Annotated in this window: 12 protein-coding genes and 4 tRNA genes; 13 read left to right on the forward strand and 3 right to left on the reverse strand. The window is 66.9% G+C overall.

Features of this window, described 5'->3' with window-relative positions; genetic code table 11:
* Positions 1 to 1,268, reverse strand: a 1,268-nt coding sequence (locus ACPXB3_RS14000; protein WP_425727978.1) for a geranylgeranyl reductase family protein, incomplete at its 3' end; no start/stop codon positions are given.
* 148 nt (positions 1,269 to 1,416) lie between these two features.
* Between ACPXB3_RS14000 and ACPXB3_RS14005 the strand changes: the two genes are divergently transcribed.
* Together ACPXB3_RS14005 and htpX are read left to right on the forward strand one after the other, a co-directional pair.
* Complete coding sequence (locus ACPXB3_RS14005) at positions 1,417 to 2,433, forward strand: polyprenyl synthetase family protein (RefSeq protein ID WP_425727980.1); 1,017 nt, start codon at positions 1,417 to 1,419, stop codon at positions 2,431 to 2,433.
* A 126-nt stretch (positions 2,434 to 2,559) separates the two neighbouring features.
* Complete coding sequence (htpX, locus tag ACPXB3_RS14010) at positions 2,560 to 3,414, forward strand: zinc metalloprotease HtpX (RefSeq protein WP_425705002.1); 855 nt, start codon at positions 2,560 to 2,562, stop codon at positions 3,412 to 3,414.
* Between the two features lie 84 nt (positions 3,415 to 3,498).
* Here the strand turns inward: htpX and ACPXB3_RS14015 are convergent, their stop codons facing one another.
* A complete protein-coding gene (locus ACPXB3_RS14015; protein WP_425704939.1) occupies positions 3,499 to 3,990 on the reverse strand; it encodes a YajQ family cyclic di-GMP-binding protein in 492 nt (163 codons plus the stop codon).
* 160 nt (positions 3,991 to 4,150) lie between these two features.
* On the opposite strand from ACPXB3_RS14015, the gene ACPXB3_RS14020 reads away from it, so the two are divergent.
* From ACPXB3_RS14020 to ACPXB3_RS14040, 5 genes are all read left to right on the forward strand, one after another.
* Positions 4,151 to 4,231 (forward strand) — tRNA-Tyr (locus ACPXB3_RS14020).
* 134 nt (positions 4,232 to 4,365) lie between these two features.
* A tRNA-Thr gene (locus ACPXB3_RS14025) sits at positions 4,366 to 4,438 on the forward strand.
* Positions 4,439 to 4,479: 41 nt separating this feature from the next.
* Positions 4,480 to 4,553: transfer RNA gene (locus tag ACPXB3_RS14030), tRNA-Met, on the forward strand.
* Between the two features lie 81 nt (positions 4,554 to 4,634).
* On the forward strand, positions 4,635 to 4,802 hold the full coding sequence (rpmG, locus tag ACPXB3_RS14035) for a 50S ribosomal protein L33 (RefSeq protein ID WP_003929651.1): 168 nt from the start codon (positions 4,635 to 4,637) through the stop codon (positions 4,800 to 4,802).
* Positions 4,803 to 4,971: 169 nt separating this feature from the next.
* The gene (locus ACPXB3_RS14040) at positions 4,972 to 6,069 is read left to right on the forward strand and encodes a fused (3R)-hydroxyacyl-ACP dehydratase subunits HadA/HadB (RefSeq protein ID WP_425727982.1); all 1,098 of its coding nucleotides are present in this window, start codon (positions 4,972 to 4,974) and stop codon (positions 6,067 to 6,069) included.
* A 40-nt stretch (positions 6,070 to 6,109) separates the two neighbouring features.
* Here ACPXB3_RS14040 and ACPXB3_RS14045 read toward each other — a convergent pair whose 3' ends face one another.
* Complete coding sequence (locus ACPXB3_RS14045; protein ID WP_425704937.1) at positions 6,110 to 6,694, reverse strand: TetR/AcrR family transcriptional regulator; 585 nt, start codon at positions 6,692 to 6,694, stop codon at positions 6,110 to 6,112.
* 113 nt (positions 6,695 to 6,807) lie between these two features.
* Between ACPXB3_RS14045 and ACPXB3_RS14050 the strand changes: the two genes are divergently transcribed.
* The 6 genes from ACPXB3_RS14050 to rplA all read left to right on the forward strand — a co-directional run bounded on the left by ACPXB3_RS14050 (position 6,808) and on the right by rplA (position 11,185).
* Positions 6,808 to 7,896, forward strand: coding sequence for an ABC transporter permease (locus ACPXB3_RS14050; protein ID WP_425727984.1), 1,089 nt, complete (start codon positions 6,808 to 6,810; stop codon positions 7,894 to 7,896).
* 262 nt (positions 7,897 to 8,158) lie between these two features.
* Positions 8,159 to 8,231 (forward strand) — tRNA-Trp (locus tag ACPXB3_RS14055).
* Between the two features lie 38 nt (positions 8,232 to 8,269).
* Complete coding sequence (gene secE / locus ACPXB3_RS14060) at positions 8,270 to 8,803, forward strand: preprotein translocase subunit SecE (protein WP_425727986.1); 534 nt, start codon at positions 8,270 to 8,272, stop codon at positions 8,801 to 8,803.
* 173 nt (positions 8,804 to 8,976) lie between these two features.
* Positions 8,977 to 9,831 (forward strand): transcription termination/antitermination protein NusG, encoded by an 855-nt coding sequence (gene nusG / locus ACPXB3_RS14065; protein ID WP_425704934.1) that lies wholly within the window; start codon positions 8,977 to 8,979, stop codon positions 9,829 to 9,831.
* Positions 9,832 to 9,942: 111 nt separating this feature from the next.
* The gene (rplK, locus tag ACPXB3_RS14070; RefSeq protein ID WP_425704933.1) at positions 9,943 to 10,377 is read left to right on the forward strand and encodes a 50S ribosomal protein L11; all 435 of its coding nucleotides are present in this window, start codon (positions 9,943 to 9,945) and stop codon (positions 10,375 to 10,377) included.
* A 91-nt stretch (positions 10,378 to 10,468) separates the two neighbouring features.
* Positions 10,469 to 11,185, forward strand: coding sequence for a 50S ribosomal protein L1 (gene rplA, locus ACPXB3_RS14075; RefSeq protein WP_425704932.1), 717 nt, complete (start codon positions 10,469 to 10,471; stop codon positions 11,183 to 11,185).
* Positions 11,186 to 11,203 lie beyond the last annotated feature (18 nt).

Consider the following 11,203-nt stretch of genomic DNA (forward strand, 5'->3'; position numbering starts at 1 on the left):
GTGGAGACCCGCCCGGCCGAACGCCATGCGCGGGCGACGAGGTCGGCGTCGTCGGCGGTGATGAGGTTGCCCATCACGCGCACCACCACCGACATCAGCCGCGCCGACCGAATGCCCGGGCGGCCGAGCGCGGGCACGGTCTGGGGCATGGTGAGCAGCCCGGCGAGGCGTCGGGCGGCGGAGAAGGCGAGCCCGTAGTGCTCGGCGAGCAGGCCGGGCCAGGCGTCGGTGTGGTCGTCGGCGCCGAGTCGCTCGACGGCCAGGCGCGCGGTCTCCAGCGCGTAGTCGATGCCCTCGCCGTTGAGCGGATTCACACACGCCGCGGCGTCGCCGATGAGCATCCAGTTGCGGCCGGCGACATTGCTGACGGCACCGCCCATCGGCAGCAGCGCCGATGCGATGCGCACGGGCGGTCCGCTGATCTGCCACTCGTCGGCGACCATGCGCGCGTAGTGCTCGAGAATCGGGCGAAGTGCCATGTGCGCCGGACGTTTTGATGTCGCGAGCGCGCCGACGCCGACGTTGAGCAGGCCGTCGCCTGCGGCGCGGTCAAGGCCGGCGAGCGGGCCGGAATCGACTGTGCCGAGCGGGAACACCCACCCGTAGCCCGGCAGCAATTCGCCGTCGGGGCGGCGCAGTTCGAGATGGGAGCCCATCAGGCGGGCGTCGGCGCGCGCCGACGGCACGTAGGCGCGGGCGGCGACTCCGTATGCGGTGTCGCGGTGCCACTTTCGGCCGAGAACCTTGCCCAGCCCGGACCGCACGCCGTCGGCGACGATGACCTGGCCGACGCGGATCGGGCGCACGCCGTGGCCGTCGTCGAGGAGAACCGAACCGATTGCCGCGCCATCCATTTCGACGTCGACGGCCTTGACGCCGCCCAGCATCTGTGCGCCGCGTTCGACGGCGAGGCGCCGGATGGCGTCGTCGAGTTCGAGGCGCGCGACCGCGCTGCCGTAGGCCGGGAAACGCCCGGACGGCCACGGCACGTACACCGACCGTCCCCAGCCGTTGAGGTCGAGGCCGTCGAGGCGGGGCCGCCCGTCGAGCAGGTGGCCGAGGCCGAGTCGGTCGAGCTCGGCGACGGCGCGCGGGGTCAGCCCGTCGCCGCACGTCTTGTCGCGCGGAAACACCGCCGCGTCGGCGAGAACCGCCTGACGGCCGGCCGATGCGGCGTAGGCAGCGGCCGCCGACCCGCCCGGGCCCGCGCCGACCACCAACACGTCGGTGGACTCGGGGATCTCGCCGCGGGGCTGGTCGCTGCTCACCCGACCAGTATGTCGGCGACGCGTACGGCGATGCTGTCCGGGCAGTGCGGTGCCCAGACGCTAGGCTGCACAGAAGCAGTGTCGTGTCGTGGCGCCTCCGGCGGCGCGGGATGACCTTGACCCTTCTCGAAACGGAGCGGCCAAACACGTGAAGTCGATTTTCGCCGGCGTAGACCTCGGCACCGATGAGTTCGCAGAAACCGTCCGATCATCGTTGGCGCGGGTCGAAGATCTCCTCCTCACCGAGCTGATCTCCGGCGACGATGTGATGACCGAGGCCGCCAGCCACCTCGCGCGGGCCGGCGGCAAGCGGTTCCGGCCGATGTTCGCCATCCTGGCCGCACAGTTCGGTGAGAATCCCGGCGCCGACGAGGTGATCACGTCGGCGACCGTCGTCGAGATGATCCATCTGGCGACGCTCTATCACGACGACGTGATGGACGAGGCGCCGATGCGCCGGGGTGCGCAGAGCGCCAACGCCCGCTGGTCCAACAGCATCGCGATTCTCTCCGGCGACTTCCTGTTCGCGCGGGCGTCGCGACTGGTGTCGACACTGGGCCCCGACGCGGTGCGCATCATCGCCGAGACGTTCGCCGAGCTCGTCACCGGGCAGATGCGCGAGACGGTCGGGGCGGCCGCCGGCGTCGACCCGATCGATCACTACCTGAAGGTGGTGTGGGAGAAGACGGGGTCGCTGATCGCGGCTGCGGGACGCTTCGGGGCGATGGCCGCCGGGGCGTCGGCAACCGACACCGACCGGCTCTCCCGGATCGGCGACATCGTCGGCACCGCATTCCAGGTGTCCGACGACATCATCGACATCAGCTCTGTCACAGGCGATTCCGGTAAGACGCCCGGTACCGACCTGCGTGAGGGTGTGCACACGTTGCCGGTGCTGTACGCGCTGGCCGAGGAGGACGCGTCGTCGGATCGACTGGGAGCGCTCCTGCTCACCGAGGGCGGAAAGGCGCGTCCGCTCACCGACGACGCCGAGGTCGCCGAAGCGCTGGATCTGCTCAACGCGTCCGGGGGCATGGCGCAGGCGAAGGACAAGCTGACCGAGTTCGCCGAGCAGGCGCGCGCCGAGCTCGCGCAGCTGCCGACCGGCCCGGCGCACGGAGCGCTGCGCTCGCTGGTCGGCTACACCGTCGACCGGACGGGTTAGCGCGGGCACGTCCGGACCGGCCGGAAACCGAACCGGCCGCCCGATCGTTTCCGGGTCGACAGGGGCATCGTCGCCTGGCAATCTGCCAGGACCGGACGTGATGTCGTGAGGTCGATCGAGGAACTGATGCATTTCAACGGACTGAAGACCGCGGCCCTGCTGGGCGTGATGTCGGCGATCATCGTCGGCATCGGCGCGGCGTTCCGCAACCCCGTCATCCTGTGGGGTTCGGTGATCGTCGCGATCGCGGTCAACGCATACGTGTACTTCAACAGTGCCAAGATGTCGCTGAAGGCGATGCACGCCCAGCCGGTGACCGAGGTGGAGGCGCCGGTGCTCTACCGCATCGTCCGCGAGCTGGCGACGCAGGCCCGTCAGCCCATGCCTGCGCTCTACATCAGTCCGACCGAATCGCCGAATGCCTTTGCCACCGGCCGCAACCCGAAGAACGCGGCGGTCTGCTGTACCGCCGGAATCCTGCAGCTGCTCGATGAGCGCGAGCTGCGGGCGGTGCTCGGTCACGAACTGTCGCACGTGTACAACCGCGACATCCTGATCAGCTCGATCGCCGGCGCGATGGCCGCGATCATCAGCGGGCTGGCGAACTTCGCGCTCTTCTTCGGCGGCAACCGCAACAACTCGAATCCACTGTTGATGCTGGTCGTCGCCTTCGTCGCGCCGATCGCGTCGACGGTGATCAAGCTGGCCGTCTCACGCTCACGCGAATATCAGGCCGACGCCTCGGGGGCCGAACTCACCGGCGATCCGCTGGCCCTGGCGTCGGCGCTGGCCAAGATCTCCGGTGGTATCCAGGCCGCGCCACTACCCCCGCAACCCGACATCGCCGCACAGAGTCACGCGATGATCGAGAATCCGTTCCGCGCCACCGACCGGATGGCCAAACTGTTTTCGACGCACCCGCCGACGCCCGAACGCATCGCCCGACTGCAGGAGATGGCCCGCCGCGGGACCGGGCAGTGACGTTCCCGCTCAGCTATTTACTTCCCGCTCAGCGAGATCGCTGAGCGGGAAGCAGATGAGTGAGCGGGAACGCCGCGCGGGTGCCTACCGGTAGTTGACGAACTGCAGCGCGATCCCGAAGTCCTCGCCCTTGAGCAGGGCGATGACGGCCTGCAGGTCGTCGCGCTTCTTGCTGGAGACCCGCAGTTCCTCGCCCTGGATCTGCGCCTTGACGCCCTTGGGGCCCTCGTCGCGGATCTTCTTGGAGATCTTCTTGGCGTGCTCGGAGTCGATGCCCTGCACGATCTTGCCGGTGATCTTGAACTGCTTGCCCGACGCCGCGGGCTCGTCGGCGTCGAACGCCTTGAGGGAGATGTCGCGGCGGATCAGCTTCTCCTTGAACACCTCGAGGCCGGCCTCGGCGCGTTCCTGTGCGTCGGAGGTGATGACGATCGCCTCCTCGCCGGACCACTCGATGCCCGTGCCGGTACCCCGGAAGTCGTAGCGCTGCGAGAGTTCCTTGGCGGCCTGGTTGAGGGCGTTGTCGACCTCTTGACGGTCGACCTTGCTCACGACATCGAACGATGAATCAGCCATGGGGTACAGGGTAGAGGGCGCGTGTGACCGAGTGGCGGGCGCTGTCGGTGGGGCGGGGAAGGGCGAATCGCTGACCTGCCGGTTTGCGTTGACCAGCGGTAGTCGTTGTATTCTTCACGGCGTTGTTCACGCGGACGGAGACGGCCTGCGGGAGCGGCACGGCAGGTTGCCCGAGCGGCCAAAGGGAGCGGACTGTAAATCCGTCGCGCAAGCTACATAGGTTCGAATCCTATACCTGCCACAACGAGGAGCTCGTCGTTGCGACGCGCCTTCAGGTCGTCGGTAACAGGCGATTTGGCGCGCCGTCGAATCGGTGTGTAACCTCGTTAAGGCTCTCGAGCGGTCCGCATCAGCACGATGCGGCGGCCCGGGTACGCCCCCTTAGCTCAGTCGGTAGAGCGTTTCCATGGTAAGGAAAAGGTCGACGGTTCGATTCCGTCAGGGGGCTCGGAACGACTGGATCGCCCTCGCGGGTGTTCAGGCCGTCAAGGCGGTGTAGCTCAGCTGGTTAGAGCGCACGACTCATAATCGTGAGGTCGAGGGATCGAGTCCCTCCACCGCTACACAACTGCAGCGCCCGCGGCGGCCCGGGGACACGGGACGCGAGCGCCGACAAATGCACCACCCGTGAAAGAAGGACTACAGTGGCTTCCTCAACCGATGTGCGGCCCAAGATCACCTTGGCCTGCGAGGTGTGCAAGCACCGCAACTACATCACCAAGAAGAACCGTCGCAACGATCCCGACCGCCTCGAGATCAAGAAGTTCTGCCCGAACTGCGGCAAGCATCAGGCACACAAGGAGTCACGCTGACGACATGTCAGCGTTTCCCGACATGAAACATCCTGCGGACCGCCTCGGTGAGGCGGTCCGCAGTCGTATTCGGGGCGTGTGTGTGAAGCGCCTCGCACAACGTGAACAAAGTCGTGGATCCCACTTGATTTCCGCCCATCGGGACCTGGCCAGGTAAGGAGCGAAGCGAATGCCCGCACAGATCAATGACGTCGAGATCAACGGCCGGGCGCCGGCGCGCTCGGCCGATGCGAAGCTCAGCCCGGAGGAGATCGCCGAGCACTCCAAGTCCCTCGTCGGCTTCGGCTACACCGTCGACGACTACTACGAGATCGGCCGCGAAGAGATCCGCAAGCACGCCCTGGCCGTGCAGGATCCGCATCCGACGCATTGGGACGAGGCCGAGGCACGCACATTCGGTCACGACACCCTCATCGCGGCGCCCACCTACGTATCGGTGCTCGGGATCGCCGCTCAGCGCAAGCTCTTCACCGACGTCGTCACCGGCTACGACCTGTGGCAGATCATGCAAACCGATCAGCGGCTGATCTACCACCAGCCGATGAAGGTCGGCGACCAGCTGGTCTGCGATGTGTCGCTGGAATCGTTCCGGCATGTCACCAGCCCGGAGATGATCGACTTGATGGTGACCAAGAACATCATCTGGAATCAGCACGACGAGCCGGTCATGACGACCTACACCTCGCTGGCCGCGCGTCCGGGGATGGAGATCGATCCGTCGCAGGCGCAGTCGCTGGACCACGTGATGATGAAGACCGATCGGGTCGGCGCCGTCGCGCGCACCGTCGAGGCCGATCCCGGTCGGTACGAGCTACCCGACCCGGTGCAGCGTTCCGGCGCATTCGGCGCCGTCGACTTCGACACGTTGACCGTGGGTCAGGAACTGCCCGCCAAGCGGTTTTTGCTGACGCGGGGCAATCTGACCAACTACGCCGGCGTCGCCGGTGATCCCAACCCGATCCACTTCTCCGATCACCTGGTGAAGGCGTCGGGCATGGAAGATGTTGTCGCTCATGGCATGCAGACCATGGGCTTGGGGGCGACCTACATCTCCGAGCACATCGGGGATCCGGCCGCGTTCTGCGAGTACAACGTCCGCTTCACCAGCCCGGTCTACGTGCCCGCCGACGACAGCGCGGCCGTCGACTACACCGGCAAGATCAAGTCGCTCGATCCGCAGACCCGCCGCGGCACCATCGCGATCGTCGCCAAGCAGGGCGACCGCAAGATCTTCGGGCGCGCGCAGGCGGTCATCCAGTTCAACTGACGGGGCGGCCTCGAACTCGGCTCCCCGAACGTGGCCGCGCTCAGGTGGGTCCCGTCGAGGCGTAGAGACCGATCAGCGGCACGGCTGCGGTGTCGACGATGTCGGCGATCGATTCGAGCGTGAGAGTGCCCGCCATGAGGAATCGGTAGCGGGCCAGGTCGAACGGCATGGTGACGACGGTGGCCGGGATGTCGCCGTCGCCGATCTCGCCGCGGTCACGTGCTCGCGCGATGATCGTGCCGCCCAACTCCTCGGCCTTGGCCTGCAGGACTCGCAGCGCGCCGGAATCGGGGTCGGCTGCCGCCCCCGCGAGGATTCCGAGCGCGACTTCGCGGCCGGGATCGTTCAATCGCTCGAGCACGTCACCGATCGTGGAGCGGAGATCACCGGCCAGGGTGCCGGTGTCGTCGGCCCGGATGAGCCCGAACCGGGTGTTCGCCATGGCGGCGACCACCATCTCCAACTTGGAGTCCCAGCGCCGATACAGCACGGCCTTGCTCGTGCCCGCCCGAGCCGCGACCGCTTCGAATGTGAGACCGGCGAAGCCGGAGTCATGAAGCTCGGCGACAACGGCTTCGTGGATCGCCGAATCGAGTTCGGCGCCACGGCGTCGGGTCGTCGCCACCGGTACCTCTTTCGCTGCACGAATGGGCAGATAAGAAACGTTGCGTTTCCTCTCCGGAGGAGACTAGCATCGCACTCGATAAGAAACGTCGAGTATCTTAAAGGGGCCGTTTTGTGAAGAAGTCGGAAGAAGGCAAGGCGCTCGCCCTGGTGTTCGGCCTGACCGCGGTCGTGTCGATCCTGTTGCTGGCCTTCGCGTTGCCGGGTGTGCACGCCAAGCCGAACGACGTGCCGCTGGCGGTGGTCGGCTCGCCTGCGGCGACCGCGCACATCGCCGACGGCCTCGAGGCCCGGCAGCCCGGCGCATTCGACGTCATGACGGTCGCCGACGAGGCGCAGGCCCGGCAGCAGATCCTCGATCGCGAGATCGAGGGCGCCCTGGTGGTGGCCCCGGATTCGGTGGAGGTCCTGGTGGCCACGGCCGGGAGTCCGACGGTGGCCACCCTGATCGAGGGAGTCGGGCAGGGGGTGGCCGCGCAACTCGGAAAGCCGCTGCACGTCAACGACGTGCGCGGATTCGGGACCGGCGACCCGAAGGGTGTGGGCCTGGCCGCGGGGGCGCTTCCGCTGGCATTGGGCGGCTGGATCGGTGGCGTGGCCCTGATGATGCTGATCCGTCGGCCACGTACTCTCGTCATCTCGGCACTTGCGTTCGCGGCGGTCGCGAGCATCACGCTGAACATCCTGCTGCGGTACGTGCTCGGCACCTTCGACACGAACTTCTGGTACCTGGTGCTCGCCGGTGTGCTGGGTATCGCCGCCACCGCGTTCACCGTGATCGGCCTGCGCAGCCTGCTGGGCGGAGCGGGATTGGCGGTGGCCGCGATCCTTCTCGTGGTGTTGGGCAACCCGCTGTCGGGGCTGAGCAGCTCACCCGACCTGCTGCCGCGGCCCTGGGGCACGATCGGGCAGCTGCTGCCTCCGGGCGCCACCGGTAGCCTCCTGCGCAACGTCGGATTCTTCAGCGGCCACCACATCCTGCACCCGGTCATCGTGCTGTCGGTGTGGCTGATCATCGGGCTGATGCTGTACACCGTCGCGGTGTTGCGCAAGACCGATGTGAGTGCCGACGATGAGCTGATCGACGAGGTGATCGGGGTCGCGGAGCCCGGCCGGGACGAGCCGCTCGAACAGGCCCGGCACCATCATGGCCGGCACGAGGCCGCCGGTGCCCGGTCATCCGGTCTGCCGCACTCGCCATGAGAATCTCCGCGTGCGAGCTCGACGAGCGGCGGCAGATCAACGCCCGACCGGGCTGCTCCGAGGCCGTTTTGGGTTCGGTCGGGCCCATGTTCTACACTGAAGTGTCTCGATTGACTTTGACTTGCGCGCTACCCATAGGGTGGCGCGTTGGTTTTGTCGGAGGAACTGCGATGGCCACGGTCGGCGCGGCAGTCCGTAGGGTGGATCGAGATGGTGGCCGGCACAGTCCCGTGAAATGTCCGCAGGACGCCGACGGCCACAAAGGGGCGTAGCTCAACTGGCAGAGCAGCGGTCTCCAAAACCGCAGGTTGCAGGTTCAAGTCCTGTCGCCCCTGCCCTGATGAGGGCATACGTAGACGAGAGGACCTCGAAGTTGAGCAAGCGAGATCGAGCCGCCCGCGCCAAAGACGCTGCGGAGGACGCCGCGTCGGCGGTCGATGAGCTCGATGTCTCCGATGCCCCCGACGGGTCGGACATGGGCGCCGACGGGTCGGACAAGGGCGCTGACGGGTCCAACAAGGGCGCTGACGGGTCGGGCGACACGTCCACCAAGGCGGCCGCGGACAACGAGCTCCGTCCGTCCGGCAAGCGGTCGGGTCGCGCTCGCCGGTCGGCGTCTGCCCCAGGCACCTCCGACGACGACACGGCTTCCGAAGGTGGAACCGCGGTCGCCGTCAAGGAACGCAAGAAGAAGAAGACGTCTTCTGCGGAGAGCCGGAATCCGTTCGTGCGGATCTGGGTTTTCCTGCAGCAGGTCGTCGCCGAGCTGAAGAAGGTCATCTGGCCGACCCAGCGCGAGATGATCACCTACACGGTTGCCGTGCTGGTGTTCGTCGTCGTCGTGACCGCCTTCGTGTTCGGTATCGACCTCGGCTTTGCCAAGGGTGTCCTCTGGCTGTTCGGTTAGCGGTTCACTGCGAGTGAGCCGAACGACCGGCCAGTCGGGCGACCGAATGGTCGCCGGGCGTGATCGGAACGGTCGACGGCGCGACCGGGCCGGCGCGGTCGAGTAGAGAACTCGGCCGGGCGGTCGACGTGAAGACCCGACCGGAACTGTGAGAAAGAGGAGCGTGGGCTGCAGTGAGCACCCCGGACAACACCGAAGCGGCTGAGTTCGACACCGTCGACGAGGCCGTCAATGACGCTGCCGTCGAGGCGGGCGTCGACGAGACCGACGAACCCGGCGTCGAGGCCCAGGCCGAGGCTGCCGAGGACGAGGCGGCTGCCATCGACGGTGGCGAGGCTGCGGTCGATGCCGACGAGGAAGCGGCGCATGAGCAAGCGGCCGACGTTCCCGCCGAGCCCGAGGAGACCGACCCCGTCGAGGAGCTGCGCAAGCAACTGCGCCGTGCCCCGGGCGAGTGGTATGTCATCCACAGCTACGCCGGCTACGAGAACAAGGTGAAGGCCAACCTCGAGACGCGCGTGCAGAACCTCGACGTCGGCGATTACATCTTCCAGGTCGAGGTGCCGACCGAAGAGGTCACCGAGATCAAGAACGGCCAGCAGAAGAAGGTCAACCGCAAGGTGCTGCCCGGCTACATCCTGGTGCGCATGGATCTCAACGACGAGTCGTGGGGCGCGGTGCGCAACACCCCGGGCGTCACCGGCTTCGTCGGGATGACGTCCAAGCCGTCGCCGCTGTCGCTCAACGAGGTGCTGCAGTTCCTGATGCCGCGCACCGAGGCCAAGAAGCCGTCCAAGGCGTCCTCGGCCGGCGAGAGCGTCGAGGCGGCGGCCGCCGCGGTCTCCTCGGCCATCGACGTCGACTTCGAGGTCGGCGAGTCGGTCACCGTCATGGACGGCCCGTTCGCCACCCTGCCTGCGTCGATCTCGGAGATCAACGCCGAGCAGCGCAAGGTCAAGGTGCTCGTGTCGATCTTCGGTCGTGAGACGCCCGTCGAACTCGGCTTCAATCAGGTCGAGAAGATCTAGCCACACCGGGGCTCCGACCCCGTGGACCCCTGAACACGGCGGTCCGACACACAGATTTCCACGCCTCCAGCGGACGTGGATCAACAAGAAAACAAACAAGGAACTCAAGAGATGCCTCCCAAGAAGAAGAAGCTCGCCGGGATCATCAAGCTCCAGATCCAGGCAGGCCAGGCCAACCCGGCTCCGCCCGTGGGTCCCGCGCTTGGTCAGCACGGCGTGAACATCATGGAATTCTGCAAGGCGTACAACGCCGCGACCGAGTCGCAGCGTGGCAACGTCATCCCGGTCGAGATCTTCGTATACGAAGATCGGTCCTTCAACTTCAAGTTGAAGACCCCGCCGGCGGCGAAGCTGCTGCTCAAGGCTGCCGGTCTGCAGAAGGGCTCCGGCGAGCCCCATACGAACAAGGTCGGCAAGGTCTCGATGGATCAGGTCCGCGAGATCGCCAAGACCAAGCAGGAAGACCTGAACGCCAACGACATCGACCAGGCCGCGAAGATCATCGCAGGCACTGCGCGGTCGATGGGCATCACGGTCGAGGGCTGAAGCCAAATCATCCACGTGGGAGGACCGGCTCGGTCCGTACCACCAACCCGCAGATCTGGGTCACAGTGACCGGCGGAGAAAGAACAGAGCAATGAGCAAGCAGAGCAAGGCCTACGCGGCCGCGGCCGAGAAGGTCGACAAGTCCAAGCTCTACAGCCCGCTGGAGGCTGCCGAGCTGGCGAAGGAAACGTCGTCGAAGAACACCGACGCGACCGTCGAGGTGGCGATCCGGCTGGGCGTCGACCCCCGTAAGGCGGACCAGATGGTTCGAGGCACCGTCAACCTGCCGCACGGGACCGGTAAGACCGCCCGCGTGATCGTGTTCGCGACCGGCGACAAGGCTGCCGAGGCCGTCGCCGCCGGCGCCGACGAGGTCGGCGCCGAGGATCTGATCGAGCGGATTCAGGGCGGCTGGCTGGACTTCGACGCGGCCATCGCCACCCCGGACCAGATGGCCAAGGTGGGCCGGATCGCCCGTGTCCTCGGCCCGCGCGGTCTGATGCCGAACCCCAAGACCGGCACCGTCACCCCGGATGTGACCAAGGCTGTCAACGACATCAAGGGCGGCAAGATCACCTTCCGCGTCGACAAGGCCGCGAACCTGCATTTCGTCATCGGCAAGGCATCCTTCGACGCCACCAAGCTGGCCGAGAACTATGGTGCCGCCTACGACGAGATCATGCGCGCCAAGCCGTCGGCCGCCAAGGGCCGCTACGTCAAGAAGGTCACCGTCTCGACCACCACGGGTCCGGGTATCCCCGTCGACCCGCAGGTCACCCGCAACTTCGCGGAGGCCGTGCAGGCCTGAGACGCGGCGACTCAGTTG

The organism is Gordonia sp. DT219 (assembly GCF_049847065.1).
Classification (GTDB): Bacteria; Actinomycetota; Actinomycetes; order Mycobacteriales; family Mycobacteriaceae; genus Gordonia.